13 protein-coding genes and 2 pseudogenes are annotated in these 21,053 nt (G+C 71.0%); 8 read left to right on the top strand and 7 right to left on the bottom strand.

Translation table 11 applies throughout. The annotated features are described in order from the left end of the window. Window positions 1–452 precede the first annotated feature (452 nt). The gene (locus tag ACWDO5_RS29025; protein WP_450533350.1) at window positions 453–902 is read left to right on the top strand and encodes a PTS sugar transporter subunit IIA; all 450 of its coding nucleotides are present in this window, start codon (window positions 453–455) and stop codon (window positions 900–902) included. Window positions 903–978: 76 nt separating this feature from the next. Next, complete coding sequence (ptsP, locus tag ACWDO5_RS29020) at window positions 979–2,649, top strand: phosphoenolpyruvate--protein phosphotransferase (protein ID WP_450533349.1); 1,671 nt, start codon at window positions 979–981, stop codon at window positions 2,647–2,649. Window positions 2,650–2,720: 71 nt separating this feature from the next. Here ptsP and ACWDO5_RS29015 read toward each other — a convergent pair whose 3' ends face one another. Both ACWDO5_RS29015 and ACWDO5_RS29010 read right to left on the bottom strand, forming a co-directional pair. Then, window positions 2,721–3,671, bottom strand: a complete 951-nt coding sequence (locus tag ACWDO5_RS29015) for a hypothetical protein (protein WP_450533348.1) — start codon at window positions 3,669–3,671, stop codon at window positions 2,721–2,723. A gap of 132 nt (window positions 3,672–3,803) precedes the next feature. Then, a complete protein-coding gene (locus ACWDO5_RS29010) occupies window positions 3,804–5,780 on the bottom strand; it encodes an acetoacetate--CoA ligase (protein ID WP_450533347.1) in 1,977 nt (658 codons plus the stop codon). A gap of 217 nt (window positions 5,781–5,997) precedes the next feature. Between ACWDO5_RS29010 and ACWDO5_RS29005 the strand changes: the two genes are divergently transcribed. The 5 genes and pseudogenes from ACWDO5_RS29005 (at window position 5,998) to glpK (ending at window position 11,912) form a co-directional block, all read left to right on the top strand. Beyond that, entirely contained in the window at window positions 5,998–8,358 is a 2,361-nt protein-coding gene (locus ACWDO5_RS29005; protein ID WP_450533346.1) for a glycoside hydrolase family 31 protein, read from the top strand. Window positions 8,359–8,522: 164 nt separating this feature from the next. After that, complete coding sequence (locus tag ACWDO5_RS29000) at window positions 8,523–9,338, top strand: M15 family metallopeptidase (protein ID WP_450533345.1); 816 nt, start codon at window positions 8,523–8,525, stop codon at window positions 9,336–9,338. A gap of 118 nt (window positions 9,339–9,456) precedes the next feature. After that, the gene (locus ACWDO5_RS28995) at window positions 9,457–9,804 is read left to right on the top strand and encodes an Mpo1-like protein (protein WP_450533344.1); all 348 of its coding nucleotides are present in this window, start codon (window positions 9,457–9,459) and stop codon (window positions 9,802–9,804) included. Between the two features lie 48 nt (window positions 9,805–9,852). Beyond that, window positions 9,853–10,002: pseudogene (locus ACWDO5_RS28990) on the top strand (zinc ribbon domain-containing protein); the annotation flags it as partial. A 398-nt stretch (window positions 10,003–10,400) separates the two neighbouring features. Beyond that, window positions 10,401–11,912 carry a glycerol kinase GlpK gene (gene glpK, locus ACWDO5_RS28985; protein WP_450533343.1) on the top strand — a complete coding sequence of 504 codons (1,512 nt, stop codon included), beginning with the start codon at window positions 10,401–10,403 and terminating at the stop codon, window positions 11,910–11,912. 141 nt (window positions 11,913–12,053) lie between these two features. Here glpK and ACWDO5_RS28980 read toward each other — a convergent pair whose 3' ends face one another. Genes ACWDO5_RS28980 through ACWDO5_RS28965 form a run of 4 tightly spaced genes read right to left on the bottom strand, consistent with a single transcriptional unit; the run spans window position 12,054 to window position 16,277 of the window. Then, on the bottom strand, window positions 12,054–12,659 hold the full coding sequence (locus tag ACWDO5_RS28980) for a GTP-binding protein (protein WP_450533342.1): 606 nt from the start codon (window positions 12,657–12,659) through the stop codon (window positions 12,054–12,056). Further along, window positions 12,640–13,044, bottom strand: coding sequence for a DUF742 domain-containing protein (locus ACWDO5_RS28975; protein ID WP_450533341.1), 405 nt, complete (start codon window positions 13,042–13,044; stop codon window positions 12,640–12,642). The genes ACWDO5_RS28980 and ACWDO5_RS28975 overlap by 20 nt, the downstream gene beginning before the upstream one ends. Window positions 13,045–13,053: 9 nt before the next feature. Beyond that, the gene (locus ACWDO5_RS28970) at window positions 13,054–13,506 is read right to left on the bottom strand and encodes a roadblock/LC7 domain-containing protein (protein ID WP_450533340.1); all 453 of its coding nucleotides are present in this window, start codon (window positions 13,504–13,506) and stop codon (window positions 13,054–13,056) included. Then, window positions 13,503–16,277 (bottom strand): nitrate- and nitrite sensing domain-containing protein, encoded by a 2,775-nt coding sequence (locus tag ACWDO5_RS28965; RefSeq protein WP_450533339.1) that lies wholly within the window; start codon window positions 16,275–16,277, stop codon window positions 13,503–13,505. Before ACWDO5_RS28965 ends, ACWDO5_RS28970 begins: the two co-directional genes overlap by 4 nt. A gap of 407 nt (window positions 16,278–16,684) precedes the next feature. Here ACWDO5_RS28965 and ACWDO5_RS28960 point away from each other — a divergent pair, with 407 nt between their 5' ends. Beyond that, entirely contained in the window at window positions 16,685–17,131 is a 447-nt protein-coding gene (locus ACWDO5_RS28960; protein WP_450533338.1) for a hypothetical protein, read from the top strand. A gap of 47 nt (window positions 17,132–17,178) precedes the next feature. Here the strand turns inward: ACWDO5_RS28960 and ACWDO5_RS28955 are convergent. Then, window positions 17,179–21,005, bottom strand: a pseudogene (locus ACWDO5_RS28955) (hypothetical protein); the annotation flags it as partial. Window positions 21,006–21,053: the final 48 nt, after the last annotated feature.

The following is a 21,053-nucleotide window of genomic DNA, read 5'->3' as shown; positions in this document are numbered from 1 at the left end:
AGGAACCACGACCATCCGAAGATGGACGGGGTATCAACATATCTGGCGTTGACTTTTGGCACGCTGTTGAGTTCTCAAGGAACGGACGCTTCCTTCAGACCCTTTTCACAGGGCCCTCCGGGCGCTTCCCTTCGGTGTTTCCAAACTCTATCAGGCTCTTTTGCTCTTCCTGACCACCGCCCTGCGGACATGCAGAGGTTTAGACCAGTTAGGATCTCGGCTTGATAGGTGCTGCCGACCCCCGACTCAAAGTCGCGTTGGGGTCAGGCAGGGGTACGACAGTACCGGCCGCCGAGAGATGAGGCAAATCGTTTCCGGTGCGCCTCTAGGTCCGCCAACTGGCAGCTCTCGTGCGGAACTAGGACTTCCTATGACTTACCCTTCTGAATAGCGCGCCGTCCGGGAACAGGCAGGGACGGCGACGTAACGAATCTCCGCCCCTGGGAGGCTCCATGACCACAGTGACGTCCCCTCTTGCCGGACGCGCCATCGGACTCGCGGCCGTGCCGGACCCGGTGTTCTCGGGTGCGATGGTCGGTCCGGGTACCGCTATTGACCCCGTGCGCGAGCCGTCGGAGGCCGTCGCCCCGGTTGACGGCATCGTTGTCTCCCTGCACCCGCACGCCTTCGTCGTCGTCGACGACCAGGGACACGGTGTGTTGACGCACCTCGGGATCGACACCGTTCAGCTCAACGGCGAGGGCTTCGAGCTGCTCGTAAACAAGGGCGACACTGTTCAGCGCGGACAGGCTGTAGTGCGCTGGGACCCGAAGGCCGTCGAGGCCGCCGGCAAGTCCGCCATCTGCCCGATCGTGGCGCTCGAGGCCACGGCCGACTCCCTCTCCGACGTCCGCGAGGACGGCGACGTGAAGGCCGGCGACACACTCTTCAGCTGGCAGTGACGCCGGCGTCGCAGTGACGGCGAGTTGGACATCCATCGCGGCGGCACGGACCGTCGCTCAATCGGAGACGGGTGAAATGGAGACAACGCTGCGAGGCGTCGGCGTGAGCCACGGTGTGGCGATCGGCGAGGTTCGGCACATGGGCACGGCGGTTCTGGAGCCGCCGGCCAAGCAGATTCCGGCGGAGGACGCGGAGCGCGAACAGGGGCGCGCTCGCCAGGCCGTGGAAGCTGTGTCCGCCGACCTGATAGCGCGGGGCAATCTGGCTGGGGGCGAAGCGCAGGCTGTGCTCGAGGCCCAGGCCATGATGGCGCAGGACCCGGAGCTCATGGCCGACGTGGATCGGCGTATCGCCGTCGGTAGCACTGCCGAGCGCGCGGTGTACGACGCGTTTGCCTCGTACCGGGCGCTGCTGGCGGGTGCCGGCGAGTACCTGGCCGGACGGGTCGCGGACCTGGATGACGTGCGGAACCGGATCGTGGCGCGGCTGCTGGGTGTGCCGATGCCGGGTGTGCCGGACAGCGACGAGCCGTATGTACTGATCGCCCGGGACCTCGCGCCCGCGGACACGGCGCTGCTCGACCCGGCTCTGGTGCTCGGGTTCGTCACCGAGGAGGGCGGGCCGACCAGCCACAGCGCGATTCTGGCGCGGGCGCTCGGAGTGCCCGCCGTGGTGGCGCTGCCGGGTGCCCGGGAGCTGGCCGAGGGCACGCTCATCGCCGTCGACGGCAGCACGGGCGAAGTATTCGTAAAGCCGGGCGACGAGAAGCGCGCGCAGTTGGAGAAGGCCGCAGCGGAGCGCAAGGCCGCGCTGGCCGCTTCCAGTGGGCCAGGCGCGACGTCCGACGGGCACAAGGTGCCGCTGCTGGCCAATGTCGGCGGGCCCGCCGATGTGCCGGCCGCGGTTGAGGCCGGTGCCGAGGGCGTCGGTCTGTTCCGTACGGAGTTCCTCTTCCTCGACGACAGCAAGCAGGCTCCGTCGGAGGCGAAACAGGTCGAGGCCTACCGCAAGGTGCTGGAGGCGTTCCCCGAGGGCCGGGTTGTCGTACGGGTGCTGGACGCGGGGGCCGACAAGCCGCTCGACTTCCTGACTCCGGCCGATGAGCCGAACCCGGCGCTGGGTGTGCGCGGGCTGCGCAGCCTGCTGGACCACCCCGAGGTGCTGCGTACCCAGCTGACAGCACTGTCGAAGGCCGTCGCGGGGCTGCCGGTGTACCTCGAGGTCATGGCGCCGATGGTGGCGGACCGTACCGACGCGAAGGCGTTCGCCGACGCGTGCCGTGAGGCCGGACTGCAGGCGAAGTTCGGGGCGATGGTGGAGATTCCGTCCGCCGCGCTGCGGGCGCGGTCGATCCTGCAGGAGGTCGAGTTCCTGTCGCTGGGCACCAATGACCTCGCGCAGTACACCTTCGCCGCCGACCGGCAGGTGGGTGCGGTGTCGCGGCTGCAGGATCCGTGGCAGCCGGCGCTGCTGGATCTGGTGGCGCTGTCGGCCGAGGCCGCGAAGGCCGAGGGCAAGAGCTGTGGTGTGTGTGGTGAGGCTGCCTCCGATCCGTTGCTGGCGTGTGTGCTCACCGGCCTTGGTGTGACCTCGCTGTCGATGGGTGCGGCGTCGATTCCGTATGTCCGGGCGACGCTGGCGAAGTACACGCTCGCTCAGTGCGAGCGGGCTGCCGCCGCGGCGCGTGCCACGGACACCGCGGACGAGGCGCGGGTCGCCGCGCAGGCAGTGCTCTCCGGCGAGTAGGCGGTACACGGTTGGTCAGTAGGTGATCGAAGGGGCTTCCTGCCGGGGACGGCGGGGAGCCCCTTCGGCGTTCAGTGGTGGTTCTTCGGGTCGTCGGTGGTGGTGTCGAAGCCCGCGCAGTACTCCACGCCGGGCTCGGGGGACAGTGGTTCGCCGGTGACCGCATCCGTGCAGTAGGCGCTGAAGACCTCGCCCGCGGTGAGCGGGAGGATGCGGCCCTGGTGGAGCCGCCAGCCGTGGAGGCGGTCCGGGGCGCCCTCGGTGCTCGTGCGCAGCACCAGTCCCCCGGGGCTTTTGAGGGCGATGCCTGTCGCGAGGACGGTGACGAATTCGGCGCCCTCGGACGCGTCCAGTTGGGCGGGCTCGTCCGAGGCCGCGTCGGCGTGGAGGACGGCGAGGAGCTGCTCGTCGGGGGCAGGGACGCTGCAGACGAGGTGGTGTCTGCCTGTGCCCGCCGCTTCGAGCAGTCGCATCAGGATGCGGGAGGCCCGGTCGAAGGCGGCCCGGCCGATGTCCTGGCCGCAGTCTGCGCACTCGCCGAGGTCGGCGAGGAGCATGGTCGCGTACTCCCAAGTGGCCTGGCGGACAGTCTTGTTGATCAGCTGGGGCAGCAGGCCGGCGAGGGGCTGTCCGGTGTACGGGATGCCGGCGCCGCGGCCTGCGATGTCGGCGGTGTAGCGGCTGCGGCTCGCGGCCGCGTCGGGGTCGAGGCCGGCTTCGGCGCAGTACTCCGCGAAGTCTTCGGGGTCGAAGAGGGCGACGGCGGTGTGAAGTTGGCGGGAGGCGAGGGTTCTGAGCAGGGCATCGATCTGCCGGAGGTAGCTCGGGTGGTCGTCGAAGGTGAAGGTGCGGTACTGGCGCATCGCGGTGAAGTCCTGCTCGTCGGCCAGGAGACCGACGGTGCTGGGGACTTCGCGGCGCAGGGTGCGCTGCATGGCTGCGTCGCCCCTGGGCCGCTGACGCCTTGAGCGCTTCGCCGGCTTGTGATGCTTGGGCCGCTTGTGCTGCTTGGTGTACGCCATTTCTCCCCCTGAGTGCAGTTGACTACTGGTGACTTACCGTAGTCGACGGCACTGACAACGCGGCGTGACCTGCGAGTCAAGCGCCGGACGGGCTTGTCTTGGGGCCGTCCGGCGCTTGGAAGCGGCGAGACGCTACTTCCGGGTGCGGGCGAGTTCCTCGTAGAAACGCAGCAGTTCGAGGTTGTCGACCGAGCCGGGGTTGACCGCCTTGCCGAGCGCCGTGCCCTGGAGGAGGCGCTTCACCGGGACCTCGATGCGCTTGCCGGTGAGGGTGTGCGGGACGCCGGGGACCTCGATGATGTCGTCCGGGACATGGCGTGGGGAGAGCTGTTCGCGGATCGTCCGCGTGATCCGGTCGCGCAGGTCGTCGTCGAGGGCGGCGCCTTCGGCGAGGTGGACGAAGAGCGGCATCCAGTAGCCGCCGTCCGGCTCCTCCAGGCCGATGACCAGCGATTCGCGGATCTCGGGGAGGCGTTCGACGGCTTCGTAGATGTCGGCCGATCCCATCCGTACACCCTGGCGGTTGAGGGTGGAGTCGGAGCGGCCGTGGATGACGACGGAGCCGCGGTCGGTGATGGTGATCCAGTCGCCGTGCCGCCAGACGCCGGGGAACATCTCGAAGTAGCTGTCGCGGTAGCGGCTGCCGTCGGGGTCGTTCCAGAACCGGATCGGCATGGACGGCATCGGGTTCTTGACGACCAGTTCGCCGACCTCGCCGATGACCGGCTTGCCGTGGGGGTCCCAGGACTGGAGGTCGGTACCGAGGCAGGCGGCCTGGAGTTCGCCGATGTGCACGGGCAGGGTGGGCACCGCGCCGGCGAAGCAGCTGCACACGTCCGTGCCGCCGCTGACGGAGGCGATCCACAGGTCGTCCGCCACCTCGTCGTGCAGCCAGCGGAAGCCGTCGGGCGGGAGCGGCGAACCGGTGGTGGCCACGCACTTGATACGGGACAGGTCGTGGTCGCGGGCGGGGTGGACGTCGGCCTTGCGGCAGGCCATGACGTACGCCGCCGAGGTGCCGAAGAGTGTGGCTTCGGTGCGCTCGGCGATGCACCACTGGGCGCCGGTGTCGGGGTAGCCGGGGCTGCCGTCGTACAGAACCACCGTCGTGCCGGTGAGCAGGCCGGAGACGAGGAAGTTCCACATCATCCAGCCGGTCGAGGTGTACCAGAAGAAACGGTCGTCGGGGCCGAGGTCGCAGTGCAGGCCGAGCTGCTTGAAGTGCTCCAGCAGGATGCCGCCCTGCGACTGGACGATGGCCTTGGGCAGGCCTGTCGTACCTGAGGAGTACAGCACCCACAGCGGGTGGTCGAAGGGGACCTGCTCGAAGACCGGTTCGGTGTCGCGAGCGGTGACCGCCGACCAGTCGAGCGCACCGTCGGGGGCTTGTGTGCCGAGCAGCGGGATGTGGATCACCGCGCGCAGGGTGGGGAGTTCGCGGCGGAGCTCGGCGACGGTCTCCGTGCGGTCGTGCACCTTGCCGCCGTAGCGGTAACCGTCGACGGTGAACAGGACGACCGGCTGGACCTGTTGGAAGCGGTCGAGCACGCTGCGGGCGCCGAAGTCGGGGGCGCAGGAGGTCCAAACCGCGCCGACGGCCGCGGTGGCGAGGAGGGCGGTGACGGCCTGCGGGATGTTGGGCAGGTAGCCGCTGACCCGGTCGCCGGGGCGTACGCCGAGGGCGCGCAGTTCGGCTGCGAGAGCGCCTACCTGGCGGCGGAGCTCGGACCAGCTTATCGGGGTCGGCTCGTGTGTCTCGTCCACATGCAGGAGCGCCGCGTCATGGGCGCGGGCCGGATCCTCGGCGGTGCGCAGTGCGTGCTCCGCGTAGTTGAGCGTGGCGCCGGGGAACCACTGGGCGCCGGGCATCGCGGAATTCGCGAGGACACGCTCGTACGGAGTGGAGAACCGCACGTCGAACCAGTCGGCGACCGCCTGCCAGAAGGTCTCGAGCTCGTCGACGGACCAGCGGTGCAGCGCCGCGTAGCCACCCTCCGCAGGGGCCCCGTAGCGCTCGGCTGCCCAGGCCTGGAAGCGGGTGATCCGGGCGGCGGCGATGCGGTCGGGGTCCGGCTGCCAGAGGGGGGCAGGGTTCGCTGCTGAGGTCATGAGGCGGCTCCGGGGTGGCTCTACGCGGTGTCTGCGTGCGTCACGCGCACGTGCGGGGTGTGCGCGTGACGCGGCTGACACGGACGATGCCATGTGATCGTCCGTCGCACCAGGTCTCCCCACCCATGGTCGGGCGCGGAAGTATGTGCTCTGACCACGGGTAAAGGGGAGTTGAACAACCCCCACATCCGCTCGGCCGGATGGCAGGCTGAGCTGCATGGACGGTTGGGATCTGGTGCGCTCGGTAAGAAGTCTCGGAACGGTGCAGGGGCTGCGCGCGGCACGCTCGGCCTGGAGGCAGCGGCGGACCGACGCCCGGGAGCTGCCGAAGAGGGGGGCGGAGCGGGCGCGGGTGCCCGGACCCGTGACCGGCGCCGAGCCGCTGCCCGGGGGCGGCATCCTCCGGTTCGCACGCTCCGAGCTGCGCATCCGGGTCGCGGCGGGCGGCACGGTCTTCTGGGGCTGGGACTGCGCGGAGCCAGAGCCGTCGTACGCACTCGCCGGCGCGCCTCCCGAGCCGGATCCACGTGCCGAGCTCGAGCCCGACAAGGACGGCGGCTGGCGCGTGGTGTCGGAGCGCGTGACCGTGGAGATCTCCCGGAACGGCGCCGTGGAGATCCGTACGCCGGGCGGTGTCTTACTGCGCCGGGATCTGCCGCCGCGCTGGTGGGAGCCGGCGCAGGGCGGTCCGGCACGGTGGGTGCAGCGGACCGAAGTGCCCGCGGACGCGCGCTTCTTCGGGCTTGGCGGGCGGGCCTGTGGGCCGCGGCTGCGGGGCGGCACGTACCGGCTGTGGAACACCGACCCCAGGGGCACTTTCGGGCCCGGCGACGACCCGCTGTACATCACCATGCCCGTCCAGCTGGTGGTGGCCGACGCCGGCACCCATCTCGCCTTCCACGACAACTCGTGGGACGGCCGGGTCACCCTGCACGAGGGCGAGGAGGGCGCGGGCTCGGGGCACGACCGGCCGGGCACCAGCGAGGTGCGCATGGACGGCGGGCCGCTGCGCTGCTGGGTGGTCGTCGGCACGCCCGCGCGCGTGCTGGCCGGCTGGACCCGGCTGACGGGCGCGCCCGCGCTGCCGCCGTCCTGGGCGCTGGGACCGCAGCACGCCCGGTGGGGTTTCGGCAGCGAACGGGAGGTGCGCCGGATCGTCGCGGGCTACCGGGACCGGGAGCTGCCGCTGTCCGCCGTCCATCTCGACATCGACCACTACGACGCGCATCAGGTGTTCACCGTCGACCGCGAGAAGTTCCCCGACCTGCCGGGCATGGCGAAGGATCTGCGCGAGGACGGGGTGCGGCTGGTCTCCATCGTCGATCCGGCGGTGAAGGCGGAGCGCGGGAACGCGGTGTACGACAGCGGGTCGGCGGCCGGGGCGTTTATACGCGATCCGCGGGGCAGGGAGGTGCGGGGGGTCGTCTGGCCGGGCGAGTGCGTCTATCCGGACTTCACTGATAAGGCGGTCCGCCGCTGGTGGGGAGAGTTCTACGAGGAGCGGCTGGCGCAAGGCTTCTCCGGGGTGTGGCACGACATGAACGAGCCGGTGTCCTTCGCGCCCTTCGGCGACATGACGCTGCCGCGCTCGGCCCGGCACGCGCTGGAGGGGCGTGGGGGCGATCACCGCGAAGCCCACAATGTGTACGGTCTCGCGATGGCGCAGGCCGGGTACGAGGGGCTGCGGCTGCTGCGTCCGGAGGAACGGCCGTTTCTCTTCTCGCGCTCCGGCTGGGCGGGTATGCAGCGGTACGGGGGCACCTGGTCCGGCGATGTGTCCAGCGGCTGGCCCGGGCTGCGGGCCTCGCTCTCGCTGGTCCTTGGGCTCGGGCTGTGCGGCGTGCCGTACTCCGGCCCTGACGTGGGCGGATTCGACGGCAGTCCGTCGCCCGAGCTGTATCTGCGCTGGTTCCAGCTGGGGGCGCAACTGCCGCTGTTCCGTACCCATGCGGCGATCGACGCGGGGCGCAGGGAGCCATGGGAGTTCGGGCCCGAGGTCCTCGCGCATGCGAAGGCGGCCCTCGACGAACGGGAGCGGCTGCGGCCCTACTTCGTCACGCTGGCGCATCTGGCGCGGCTGACGGGGGCGCCGTATGTGCGACCGTTGTGGTGGAGCTGTCCGAAGGACCGGGTACTTCGCGACTGCGAGGACGCCTTTCTGCTCGGTGACGCGCTGCTGGTCGCGCCGGTGCTGGAGAGCGGGACGGAGCGGCGGGCGGTGCGGCTGCCGCGCGGCCGGTGGTACGACACGGCGACGGGGCAGGCCTACGACGGGCCCGGGCAGGTGCTGGTGGACGCTCCCCTGTCGCGGATCCCGGTACTGGCGCGGGGTGGCGCGGTGATTCCGGTGCGGGGCGCGGACGGCGGGACCGAGCTGGAGGTGTGGGCGCCGGCCGAGGGCCGCGGGGGCGGCGGGCTGGTGGTCCCGGACCTGGGGGACGGCTGGGAGCGGGCAGAGGTGGAGCGGTACACGACGCGGCTGGTGGACGGGCGGGTCGTGGTGAAGCAGGCCAAGGGGGGCGGTTCCGCTCCGCCGAGGAGGCGGGTACGGGTGCGGGGGCTCGGCGTGCGGCCGTAGCGGTACGGGCTCGGGGTGCCCGCAGCGGTACGCGTCGCGGGGCACAGGTGGCCCCAGCGGTACGGGTCACGGGGCACAGCCGTGAGTTCCGATAGTGCGGGCTTGGACCTGCCGTCAGCCGATCACCCTTTCCCCAAGGGGCCCGGAACTGATAGACGGTGCGCATGACAGGACTTGCTTCCGCACTTCGCACCCTCGTCACAACGGCCGCCGCACTCATAGCCGTCACAGCCACCACCGTCGCCGCCCCGGCAGCGCAGGCCAAAACCGAGCCGCGGGCTCCCAAGGAGTTCGTGGCGCTGCGCTCCGTCGACCCGACGATCATTCAGGAGATGCGCTACATCACCCAGCACAACTTCGTGGGTGAACCCGTCGACGGCTACCGCCAGCCGCTCTGCATCCTCACGCGGCCCGCCGCCCAGGCGCTGCACAAGGCACAGTTGAAGCTGCTCCGCATGGGCTACTCCCTGAAGGTGTACGACTGTTACCGACCGCAGCGGGCAGTCGACCACTTCGTACGGTGGGCCAAGGACCTCGATGACGAGGCCATGAAGAAGGAGTTCTATCCCCAAGTCGACAAGTCACGTCTGTTCGCCGACGGTTACATCGCGGAGAAGTCCGGGCACAGCCGCGGCAGTACGGTCGATCTCACCATCGTGAAGCTGCCGGCCCTGCCGACCAGGCCGTACATCCCCGGCGAGCCTCTCGTCCCCTGCTACGCACCCAAGTCCGATCGTTTTCCGGACAATTCCGTGGACATGGGGACCGGTTTCGACTGCTTCGACACGCTGTCGCACACCGATGACCCCAGGATCCAGGGCAAGCAGCGCGCCAACCGGCAGCTGTTGAAGGGCGCTCTGAGTGCGGTCGGTTTCGTGAATCTGCCCGAGGAGTGGTGGCACTTCACCTACAAGCCGGAGCCGTTCCCGGACACCTTCTTCGACTTCCCCGTCGCTTGGCGTTCGGTCGCCGGGCACTGAGGGAGGCAGCTGCGGAACGGGCGGCCGGACCACCCTCGCGGTCTCCGGCCGTCAGTTCTCCGGTATCGGACGCGGCCAGGCCGTATCCGGTTCGCTGCCGAGGGATTACGGTGCGGCCATGACGCAGCAGACGTTTGACTCGTACGAGGAGTTCTGGCCGTACTACGTCGCGATGCACTCCAAGGCGGCCACCCGGTGGGTCCATCTGGCCGGCACGCTGACCGGTCTCGCGGTCAGCGCGTACGGGCTGGCGCGCGGCCGGAAGCGGTATGCGGCCGCCCTGCCGCTGATCGGCTACGGCACGGCCTGGCCCGCGCATTTCTTCATCGAGAAGAACAACCCCGCGACCTTCGGGCATCCAGCCTGGTCCCTGTGGGGTGACGTGCAGATGATCCGGATGATGCTGGCGGGCAGGGACCGGGAACTGGCCGAGACCGCCGCCAAGTGGCTCGCCGAGAACCGCTGACCAATGCACACTTCTGACGTTCCGTCAGATTATGTTGGCCGGGGATGAATCTCGACGCGCACACCCGGATGGTTCACACAGGACAGCGATGAGGAGGACTTCCGGCTGCTCGGCACCCGCTGTACGGCCTGCGCGTCGGCCTTCTTCCCACGCGAGGACTTTTTCTGCCGCAACCCCGCCTGCGAGGGCGGAAAGTTGATTGGCGGAGGTCCCCCTGTCCAAACGGGGGGCGCGGCACGGCCGGGGCGCGCCAGGTGCCGGGTGCGCGCACCGGGATCACCGCGAACCAGGGGCTGTTCGGCCATGGCTCGGCGGTCGTCGCCGCCCGCTGAGCCAACCCGCAAGGCGACCCTCCCGCTGCCTTACGTTCCCCGATACCGTGTCAACACGCGGGCCGTGAACTCCACTTGCTGTCAACGACCTTGACGCCCCATCACGGCCCATGAACACTGCCTCTTCGTCGGCATCGCCGCACTTCGGCACGCTCACCACGCTCGTCACGGACGCCGGGCGGGGTACGGGAGACCCCCTGCCTCCGACTCCGTAGCCATGGAACGCCATGGAGCACGCATCCTGCACGGAGGACCGAGGACGTCATGACGGACAAATTCGTCGCCGCAATTGACCAGGGCACCACGTCCAGCCGCTGCATCGTCTTCAACCAGGACGGCGCGATCGTCGCCGTCGACCAGCGCGAGCACCGTCAGATCTTCCCCAAGCCGGGCTGGGTGGAGCACGACGCCACCGAGATCTGGTCCAAGGTGCAGGCAGTGGTGGCGGGGGCCATCGCCAAGGCGGGCTTGCGGGCCGACCAGCTCAGTGCCCTTGGCATCACCAACCAGCGGGAGACAACGGTTCTTTGGGACCGGGCGACCGGCAAGCCAGTGCACAACGCGATCGTCTGGCAGGACACACGTACCTCCGCACTCTGCCACGAACTGGGCGGCACGGACGGGCAGGACCGTTTCCGCGACGCGACCGGACTGCCGCTCGCGAGCTACTTCTCCGGGCCCAAGGCGGCCTGGCTGCTGGACAATGTGCCCGGGCTCCGCGGCCGGGCCGAACGCGGCGAGATCGCCTTCGGGACCATCGACTCCTGGCTGATCTGGAATCTCACCGGCGGCACCGAGGGCGGGGTCCACGTCACCGATGTGACCAACGCGTCGCGCACGATGCTGATGAATCTGCAGACCCTTCAGTGGGATCCGGCGATCCTGGCAGCGATGAACGTGCCGCAGGCGGTGCTTCCGGAGATCAAGTCGTCGGCTGAGGTGTACGGGACGGCCGTAGGCCAGCTCGCGGGTGTGCCGGTGGCCTCGGCCCTCGGAGACCAGCAGGCCGCGATCTTCGGGCAGGCCTGCTACGACACGGGCACGGCCAAGAACACGTACGGAACCGGCAGCTTCCTGCTGCTCAACACCGGCAACCGGCCCGTGCCGTCGAAGAGCGGGCTGATCACCACGGTGGGGTACAAGATCGGCGAAGAGGCGCCGGTGTACTGCCTGGAGGGGTCGATCGCGATCACCGGCGCACTGGTGCAGTGGTTCCGCGACCAGCTCGGCATCATCCGCAGCGCCGACGAGATCGAGACTCTGGCGGCGAGCGTGGACGACAACGGCGGGGCGTACATCGTGCCGGCATTCTCCGGGCTCTTCGCCCCGTACTGGCGCTCCGACGCACGCGGTGTCATCACCGGACTGACCCGGTACGTCACCAAGGCGCACCTGGCGCGGGCTGTGCTGGAGGCGACCAGCTGGCAGACCCGCGAGGTGGTCGACGCGATGTACCAGGACTCAGGGGTGCAGATCACCACGCTCAAGGTGGACGGCGGCATGACCTCCAACAATCTGCTGATGCAGCATCAGGCGGATGTGCTGGGGGTGCCGGTGATCCGGCCGAAGGTTTCCGAGACGACGTGTCTGGGGGCCGCGTACGCGGCGGGGCTCGCGACCGGCGTGTGGTCGGACCTCGACGAGCTCAAGGCGCACTGGCAGCGCGATGTGGAGTGGTCGCCGCGGATGGAGGCGCAGATCCGCGAGCGCGAGTACCACAACTGGCGCAAGGCGGTGGAGCGTAGCTTCGGCTGGCACGAGGAGAGCGGCGAGTGACCTCACGTTGACTGACGGCCCGTACCCCAGTCGGTGGGGGTACGGGCCGTGGCTGGCCGATCGGCCGGCTGATGGCGTGCTCGCGCCGGCGGTCGGCGCGGGGGGGCAGGCGTGTGCTGATACTGCCGGTCGGCGCGGAGGTCAGGCGTCCGCGTGCTCACGCTGCCGGTCGGCGCGGGCCAGCGCGTGTTCCACGACCGCCACCAGCACCTCCTTGGCCGACTCGCGTTGGCGCGCGTCGCACATCAGCAGCGGCACCTCGGGATCGAGGTCGAGCGCGGCCCGTACGCTCTCGCTGGGGAAACGGCTCGCACCCTCGAAGCAGTTGACGGCGACGGTGAAGGGAATGGCCCGGCGCTCGAAGTAGTCGATGGCCCCGAAGGAGTCCTCCAGGCGGCGGGTATCGGCGAGCACAACCGCACCCAGCGCCCCCTGCGCCAACTCGTCCCAGAGGAACCAGAAGCGGTCCTGGCCCGGCGTGCCGAAGAGATAGAGCACCAGGTCCTGGCGGAGCGTGATACGCCCGAAGTCCATGGCGACGGTGGTGGTCGTCTTCTGCTCGATGCCCAGGGTGTCGTCGACGGGACGGCCCGCCTCGCTGAGCGTTTCTTCCGTACGCAGCGGTCTGATCTCGCTGACCGCGCCCACCAGGGTCGTCTTGCCGACGCCGAATCCACCCGCGACCAGGATCTTCAGAGTCACCGGTTCGACGGGCGGCGTTCGGCGGTTAGAGCGCCCGAAGACCATTGATCACCTCGCGGAGAATGCTCACATCCGGCAGTTCGGCCGGCGGAACGGGACGGGTTACATGCACCAGTGCGTCCTCGACGAGATCGCCGACCAGGACCCGGACCACTCCGACAGGGAGGTCCAGGGTGGCGGCGAGTTCGGCGATCGACTGGGGGGTGTCGCCGCACCGCTCGACGATCTCCACATGCTCCGGCGAGAGCGACTGGTCGCGGCCGGGGTCGTCGGCCGCGGCCTCCGGCACGACGAGGGCGATCAGATCGAGGTGGTGACGGGTGGCGCTGCTCGTCCGGCCGCGGGTCATCGCGTACGGACGGACCACCGGTCCGGCTTCGGCGTCGAAGAACTCGTGCGGGTTCCGAGCGCGCTGAGCGGAGTCACTCATGCCGGCCACTCACCCCCCGGGTTGACCGGTCCGTGGAGCGGTGGCGAGGTGCACTCCGACCCGCTTGACCATGAGCGTCATCTCGTACGCCACCAGGCCGACATCGGAGTCCGCGTCAGCGAGCACGGCCAGACAGCTGCCGTCGCCCGCCGCCGTGACGAAGAGGAAGGCCTCGTCCAGCTCCACGACGGTCTGGCGGACCTTGCCCGCCTCGAAGTGACGGCCGACGCCCTTGGCGAGGCTGTGGAAGCCGGAGGCGACGGCGGCGAGGTGCTCGCCGTCCTCGCGGGTCAGGTCCCGGGAGGTGCCGGTGGCGAGTCCGTCGCCGGAGAGCACCAGTGCGTTGCGGATGCTGCCGACGCGGTCCACCAGTTCGTCGAGAAGCCAGTTGAGTTCGCCGACTCGCCCGGTGGTCAGGCGTTCGCCGGTGGCGTTGTGTGCTGCGGCGTGTGGTGCGGTCATCGACCGTCCCCCTCCGATGTCGTTCCTGGTGCGGTCTCGCCCCGGCCGGTGGCCCGGTCGGTCGCCCCTTCGTACCCGGCCTCTTCGGCATTCTGGTAGCGGCCGCGCTGCCAGCCTCGTTGCATGGATGCCATCCGGTTGCGTACTTCTTCCGCATCGCGTTCGACGTCCTGCGCCGTGGCCGGGGCTCTGGTCTGTTCGGCGGCTGCGGTGCCCTCCCTGAGCTGGGGGGCGAGGCTTGCCTGACGGACTCGGCGGGGCAGGCCGTCGAGCGTGGCGGGTGCGGGTGCCGGGTCGGGAGCGAGCCAGGATGCGCCGCGTGGCTCCGGGGCGGCCGGAGGCCATGGGCCGGGGCGCGGTTCCGGGGCGGGGGCGAGCGTGGGCTCTGCGGAACGCTCGGGCTCCGCGGCGCTGGAACGCTCTCGCGGCTGCGCGGCGCGCTCGGGTTCTGGGGCGGGGTGGGTACGGCCACGCTCGTCCACCCTGCGGCCACGGTCGGTGACCAGGATCGGCGGCTTGCGGCGGGGCAGCGGCACGGGGCCGGAGTTCCGCTCCGGCGCCTGGTCCAGCGCCTGTTGGTGCTGCTCGTCCGGGGTGGGGCGGCGGCGGTCGCCGGCCCGGGCGCGGAAGATCCCGCCCCGCTCGCTCTCCGTGTCCTCAATGTCGGCGACCGAGTCGACCCCGCCGAGGCCGGGCCGGTCCTCGAAGCCCAACGCGTCGACGGGTGCCTCCAGTTCGACGGGTCCGTCGAGCAGCGCCGCGCCGTTGAGCTGGGTGGGAACCTTGGAGAGCGCCGTGAGCCTGCCGTCGCTGCCGCGCCGCCCGGCCGCGCTCTCGCTCTTGCGGTCCAGGCGGAAGCCGGTGCCCTGGGTCTCCGGGGCGTCGGTGAGCAGGGCCGCGGGGATGAAAACGATCGCGGTGGTCCCGCCGTACGGCGAAGGCTGCAGCGAGACCCGGACGTTCTGCCGCTGGGCGAGCCGGCTGACGACGAACAGGCCGAGCCGGTCGGTGTCGGAGAGCTCGAAGTCGGGGGTCTCCGCGAGTCGCAGATTGGCGTCGAGCAGCATTTCCGGGGCCATGCCGAGCCCGCGGTCGTGGATTTCGAGCGTGAAGCCGTTGGCGACCCGCTCGCCGTGCACCTGGACGCCGGTGTGCGGAGGCGAGAACACTGTGGCGTTCTCGAGAAGTTCGGCGATGAGGTGGGTGAGGTCGGCGACCGCAGGGCCGCCGACGCCGATGCGCGGCAGCCGGCGCACCTCGATGCGCTCGTAGTCCTCGACCTCGGCGACCGCGGCCCGTACGACGTCCATCAGCTGGATCGGCTTGCGCCACTGCCGGGAGGGCGCGGCGCCGGAGAGGATCACCAGACCCTCGGCGTGCCGTCGCATACGGGTCGTGAGGTGGTCCAGGCGGAACAGGTCCGCGAGTTCCTCGGTGTCCTCGGTGCGGCGCTCCATGGTGTCGAGGAGCGTGAGCTGGCGGTGCAGCAGAACCTGGTTGCGGCGGGCGAGGTTGACGAAGACGTCGGAGACTCCGCGGCGCATGTCGGCCTGCCGGACGGCGGCCTCGACAGCGGCCCGCTGAAGGGTGTTGAGCGCCTGGCCGACCTGTCCGATTTCGTCCTTGTCGTAGCCGAGTCGCGGCGCTTCGGTCTCGATGTCCACATGCTCACCCGCGGCGAGCCGGCGCATCACGCTGGGCAGACGTACCCCGGAGACCTCGTGGGCCTCCTTGCGCAGCCGGGAGAGGTCGCGGACGAGGTGGCGCCCGATGCGTACGGACACGATCACCGAGACCAGCAGGGCGAGGAAGCCCAGTACGCCCGCGACACCGGCCCTGACGAAGACGCTGAACGCGGCGGGCTCAACGCTCGCCCGGTACCGGGCGCTCGCTTCCTTGACCTGGCGGCCGAGGTCGTCGAGGACGGGGCTGGCGGCCGCCTGCCAGAGGGCTGCCTCGGACGCGCCGGTCTTCTTGACGGGGCCCGCGGTGATGAAAACTTCCTCGGTGTCGCGCAGAGGCGCGGTCTTGGGGCTGCGCCAGTACTGCTCGTAGTCCTGGCGCTCCTTGGCGGGCAGGCCTTCGAGGTGGGTCTGGTAGTACAGCTCGCGGTTCGCCACGTAGTCGGAGAGTGCGCGGACCTCATCGGTCGTGATTTTGCGGGCGGTCAGCGAGGAGACGATCAGGGCGTCCTCCCGGGAGAGCATCTCCCGGGCGCGGACGAGTCCGACGAGGGCGCGGCTCTGCCGCTCCAACTCGACGTCGTTGAGGGCGTGGAGGGTCATCAGGAAGCTGTGGCAGGGGTCGACGACCCGGTTGTAGAACTCCAGGGCCTGGGTGCGGGAGACGGTCCCTGTCTCCACTGAGCGGCGCAGAGCGCCCAGTCCGTCGACTGCTCCGAGGAGCGAGTTCAGTTCCTGCGCGGTGTCCGGCTGCATGTCCTTGAGGACTCCGGACTTCTCCACAGTCGTCTTGATCTTGGCGACGGCCTCGTCGGTGGCCGCGCGCTGGCGGCGCAGGGTGGGCAGGGCGTCCGCAGCCCTGCGGTCCGCAAGGTAGATGAGCGTCTGGCGGCGTTCCTTCTGGATGACGTTGGCGGTGACCGCGACCGGATAGCCGAGTTTCTGGATGACTGAGGTGACGTCCAGGAGCTGACTGGCCTCCCGACCGGTCAATACGGTGGCGAAGCCCCAGAGGGCGGTGAGGGAGACGAGCGGCACCAGCAACAACGCCACGATCTTCCGGCGGATGGACTTCCCGCGAAAGCGCATGGCCTCCCCCTGATCAACCCCCGCCCGGCGCGGGTGGTGTTCCGTCAACAAACGGCGTGAGCCTACTACTGTCACACGGACAACTCGAAGGCGCGTCCGGACGATTTTCGGCCGGGGGCAGACGTCTTGATCACAGGTTGTCCTGGTATTCGGCGAGATGACATTCCTCGAGGTGCGGGACCACACCTGGCGGCACATCATTTTTCGGACCGCTGCAGATGGCTGGAATCTTTCGTTCCGCGGGAATCATCCGGCCTGCTCAATCGTCATTCTGTGCGGGGGGCACGGGAGTTCGCACGGCGCCACATCGCATCGGTTTCGGTTCGCATTCGCTGCGGTGCCGGAGTAAAGCAGCGGAATCCGGGCAGCCACCCTGATGTCGGACAGAGGTGGGGAGTGACAGGTCCATGGACACGGACGAGCGTCGCGGCGCAGCGCGGGCGGCGGGTTATGCGAATGTCCCGCGGCAGCTCTGGGTGGAGGAGCCGGCGGTGCGACGGCGCATGGCTGATCCGGTCCGCACGGCAGCGGTGCGCGCCGTGATCATAGCGTCGCTGACGATGATTCAGGGGATGATCGCGTTTCTGTGCACGCTTGCCGGGTCCTGGCTGGCGTTTCCGATGGTGCTCAGCAGCGTGGGCAGCACGGTGGTGGCTACGTGGGCGGTGCTTGACGTGTGGGTGACCTGTCAGGTGTGGAACCAGCGCAATGGCGTGGTGTCCATCCCGAGCAGCACAGCGCGCCAGTTGCGTCGTGAACGCCGCCGGGCACGACGCACGGCGCGGGCGGCGGCGCGCGAGAGTGCGCGGATACGGCGACGGGGACGCGGCCGGGGGAGACTGTCGGAGGCGTGAGGGGTGCGGGGCCCCTACGCCCTGGCGGGCGCCGGGGGACCCCCGCGTCAAACGCCGGAAGGGCTGAGATCTTCCGGTGGGACCGAGGTTCGCTTGAACATGCGGGTCGCCGTGATCTCGCCGTGCACCGTCTCGCCCGACGGGTCCTGCTGCGGCAGGCCGGGGCGCAGATGCTCCTCCACGCTGATGTACTTCAGGCCCGCGCGCAGATCCGCGTCGTTGCGCAGCCGGATGACCAGCGGGAATTCGGCGAGGGCCGTGGTGTCGAAGAGCCCTGTCGTATAGAGCAGCTGGACGCCCAGCGCATCGGAGACCGCCCGCTGGAGCTCCAGCAGATACGTCGCGTTGGCCCGGCCGATCGGGTTGTCGAGGAACAGCGTTCCGGCATGCCGGTGCTTGTCCCGGCCCCGGTCGTTGCTGCGCAGAGCCGCCATCGTGCAGTACAGCGCGATGGCCGCGGTAAGCAGCTGGCCGCCGGAGAAGACGTCGCCCATCTGCCCGACGGGTACCCGTTCGGCGCGCAGTACCGCGTCGGGCTTGAGGATCTCCACGGCGATGCCCCTCGGCTGCAGCGCGGCCTGAACTCCGCGCAGCAGCAAGGACATTCCGTCCCGGCGGCCCTCCCCGTACGCCGCCGCTGAGTTCTTCTTCACGGCCGCGCGGGTCGCCTCGTCGATGACCTCGCCGAGCCGCTCGGCGAGCGTCGCCTGGTCCGGCTCATCGAAGCGGATCCGCAGGAACTCCTGCCCGGACCACTCGCCGAGCCCCTCCGGAAGGCGGGAGAGCCGCTGTGCCGAGCGGAGCGTCGTCAGCGCGGACTCCACCAGACCGCGCAGCCGGTCGACGATGGTGTCGCGGTTGCGCTCCAGCTGCTCCAGTTCGTCGGTCAGCACGCGCAGCCGGGGCGCGAAGGCCTCCGCCCACTTCGCGGCGTGCTCCGGCAGCGCGGCGGCGGGCAGCTCCCGGATCTGCTGGCGCGCGGGGGTGCGCACCTGCTCGTACCGGGTGGAGTTGGCGTGCCGTACGAGGATGTCGCTCGCCTCCCGCACGGCTGCCTCGGCCGCCGACAGGTCGGTGGCGCAGCCGCGCAGTGACCGGCGGGCCTCGGCGGCGAAGTGTCGTGCCTCCTCCAGGCTGCCGGGGTACGGCTCGGGCGCCTCCTGCGTATCATCCTCGTGGTGCTCCCGCAGCAGGTCACCCAGGAGCGCGGCGGTCTCGTCGAAGCCGCCCGCCGCGTCCTCGGCGGCGCGATGCGCCTGGAGCAGGCCGGCGTGGCCGGCACGGGCCGTCTCCAACGCGTCGGTGCGCGCCGCCAGTTCTGCGGTGGCGGTACGCAGCAGGGCCTGGGCCTGTTCGACGTCGGCGGGGACCAGCTCCTCGGGAAGTTCGGTGTGCGACTCGCCGTGTGGTCCCCCATGCCGCAGGCCGGGGGAGGGAGCCAGCCGCTCGGCCTCGCCTCGGAGGCGGCCCAGCTTCTCGCTGGCCTCCGACGCGCGCGACTCCAGCATCTGTACGAGCGACTCGGCGCGGGCGGCCGCGGCCTGGCGGGACGGACCGTCGGCGCCGTCCGTGCCCTCCAGGAGCTGGGCGGCGCGGGTGCGGACCTTGTTGGTGAGCCTGTCGAGCTCGGCGAGAGCGGCGCTCTCGTCGCTCTCTGCGCGGGCCTGTTCGGAGCGCAGGTCGGCGCCGACGCCCACTTTCTCGTACAGCTGGGATGCCGCCCGGTACGCCTCGCGCAGGGCGGGCAGCGCCGTGCGCGGAGTGTCCGCGTCCGCCTCCGGCAGGCTCTCCGGGGCACCGGCGATCTCCGCACGCTCGGCGCGCAGCGCGCGGGCCGTACGCCGCGCGTCGTCACCAGCGCGCTGGGCGGCACGGCGGTCCTCGTCGGAGGCCTTCGCGCGCTCCAGGCAGGTCGTGGCGCGGGCCTCGGACTCGGCGGCCTCGTCGACCAGTTCACGCAGCTTCACCTGCCAGCCGGCGCGCTCGCGGAGCCGGAAGGCGAGCCCGGCGAGGGCGTCTGCGGCGCGGCGGGCGCGCTGGGCCGCGTCCTGGCGCTCGTCGCGCACCCGGGCGGCGTCGGCCGCGGCCTCGTCCGCCTCGGCGCGTACGGTTCGGGCTTCGGCGAGCGCCGCCTGCGCCTCCTCGGCTGCTTCGCGTGCGCTCTGGGCGCCCTGCGCGAGCTCGGCGAGCATGCCGGGCGGGCAGTCCGCGCGCCACGAGCCGAGCCGCGCGGCGATCGAACGGTCCCCGGCCAGCCGGGCCGCGAGCGCACGGATCTCCTCGTCCCTCGCGGTCGCCCGGGCCCGCAGCGCCCGCCGCTCCTCGTCGGCCGCGTGTTCGTCGTGCATGGCCGGGTTCGGTGGTACGAGGAACACATCCCCGTCACCGGCGCCGCCGGTGCCGGGTCCTGGCACCGGCGCGAGCAGCGCCGCGGCCGTGCCGACGGCCACGGCGGACCGGGGCAACAGCGCCGCTGCGCCGAGCACTTCGCGTGCGCGGGCGTGCGAGGCGGGATCGGTGATCACCACACCGTCGACGAGCTCGGGCCGCGCGGCCAGCACGGCGGCATGGTCGGCCGGGTCGACGGCCTGCGCGAGATAACGCCAGCCGGGCAGGGCGGGGATGCCGTGCTCGCCGAGGTACTCGACGGTCGCGAGGACATCGGGCCCGGGGGGCAGCAGCCCGCCGTCGCCGAGCGCACCGAGGATGCGGGCGTCGTCGGCGGCGGCGGTCCGCAGGTCGAAGAGCTGCCGCTCGGCGGAGGCGATGCCCTGGTCGAGCAGCTCCCGCAGCTCGTCGGCGTACCGGTCCAACTCCTCGGCGGTGAGGGGACCTTGGGTGGGGCGCTGGGGGGTGGCGGTGCCAGGCGCGTTGCCGACGTGGTGTGCCTGTCCGCTGCCGGACACCGCGGCGGAGTCGGCGCGGGGGCCGCCGTGGCCAGGGTCGGCCGCGCCGCCGGAAGCGCCCCGCGCCTGTCGGCTGACGCGCCGGACGAACGGGCGCGGGCACCGCCCGCCTCGGAGACGGAATGACCCGCCTGCGCGAGGCCGGACACCTCGCCACTACGAACCGGCTTGCTGTCCCCGCCGCCGGAGGCCGCCTCGGAAGCGGCGTCGCTTCCCGCCTGCGACGGGTCGGGCACCTCGCCCGTGCGGCCCGCCTGGCCTGGCCCCTGAGCTGCGGAGGTACCGGCTTGGGACGGCCCGAGCCCGCCAGTTCCGCCGTCGGCAGCAGAGCCCGCCTCGCCAACCCCCGCGCGCACCCCCCCGGGCCACTGGCCGGCCGCCGTCACCCTCCCCCGCCGTGGTGACGGCAGCGCCGCATGCAGCGTCGGTGGCAGACTCAGCAGCTCCGCCAGGCGATCGTCACCGGCGATCGAGTCCGCCGCGCGGCGCTCCGCCTCGTACGCGTTCTCCGCGGCCACCGCCGCGTCCGACGCGCGGGCCGCCGCCAGTTCCGCGCGGGCCTCTGCCGCGGCCGCGTCGCGCGCGCGGTCCGCCGTCGTGCGGGCCGCCTCGCGGGAAGCGTCCCACGACGCGACCGCCGTCTTCTCCGCGTCACTCGCCGCCAGCGCCGCCCGCGCCGGGTCGGCGTCGGGTGCGGTGTCGTCGAGCCAGCCCGCCCGTACCGCCTCGGCCGTCTCCTGTTCGACCTCGGTCAGCCGCTGCCGCAGATGACCGATCTCGCTGCGGGCGCGCTGCGCTTGGGTGGCAGCGGCCGTCGCGTCGCGGTGGGCGGCCTCGCCCGCCTCCTGGAGCGCCGCGGAGCGCTCCTCCTCCTCGTTGGCCACCCGCTCGCCCGCCTCTGCTGCGGAGTGCAGCGCGCGGACGAGGTCGGCTGCGGCCTTGGCGCGGGCGGCGACAAGTGCCGTCGCTCGAGCGCTCGTGCCGCTGAGGGGGCCCCTCATCTGCGGTCATACGCA

The sequence above is a fragment of the Streptomyces sp. NPDC000880 genome (assembly GCF_053599675.1).
This window is presented reverse-complemented; position numbering and strand designations above follow the sequence as displayed.

Bases quoted from the DNA above. Each gene is read 5' to 3' on its own strand.
- ptsP (WP_450533349.1), top strand. From the start codon at position 979: ATGGAGACAACGCTGCGAGGCGTCGGCGTGAGCCACGGTGTGGCGATC.
- ACWDO5_RS29005 (WP_450533346.1), top strand. From the start codon at position 5,998: ATGGACGGTTGGGATCTGGTGCGCTCGGTAAGAAGTCTCGGAACGGTG.
- ACWDO5_RS28965 (WP_450533339.1), bottom strand. From the start codon at position 16,277: ATGCGCTTTCGCGGGAAGTCCATCCGCCGGAAGATCGTGGCGTTGTTG.
- ACWDO5_RS29015 (WP_450533348.1), bottom strand. From the start codon at position 3,671: ATGGCGTACACCAAGCAGCACAAGCGGCCCAAGCATCACAAGCCGGCG.
- ACWDO5_RS28980 (WP_450533342.1), bottom strand. From the start codon at position 12,659: ATGGTCTTCGGGCGCTCTAACCGCCGAACGCCGCCCGTCGAACCGGTG.
- ACWDO5_RS28995 (WP_450533344.1), top strand. From the start codon at position 9,457: ATGACGCAGCAGACGTTTGACTCGTACGAGGAGTTCTGGCCGTACTAC.
- ACWDO5_RS29000 (WP_450533345.1), top strand. From the start codon at position 8,523: ATGACAGGACTTGCTTCCGCACTTCGCACCCTCGTCACAACGGCCGCC.
- glpK (WP_450533343.1), top strand. From the start codon at position 10,401: ATGACGGACAAATTCGTCGCCGCAATTGACCAGGGCACCACGTCCAGC.
- ACWDO5_RS29010 (WP_450533347.1), bottom strand. From the start codon at position 5,780: ATGACCTCAGCAGCGAACCCTGCCCCCCTCTGGCAGCCGGACCCCGAC.
- ACWDO5_RS28975 (WP_450533341.1), bottom strand. From the start codon at position 13,044: ATGAGTGACTCCGCTCAGCGCGCTCGGAACCCGCACGAGTTCTTCGAC.
- ACWDO5_RS29025 (WP_450533350.1), top strand. From the start codon at position 453: ATGACCACAGTGACGTCCCCTCTTGCCGGACGCGCCATCGGACTCGCG.
- ACWDO5_RS28960 (WP_450533338.1), top strand. From the start codon at position 16,685: ATGGACACGGACGAGCGTCGCGGCGCAGCGCGGGCGGCGGGTTATGCG.
- ACWDO5_RS28970 (WP_450533340.1), bottom strand. From the start codon at position 13,506: ATGACCGCACCACACGCCGCAGCACACAACGCCACCGGCGAACGCCTG.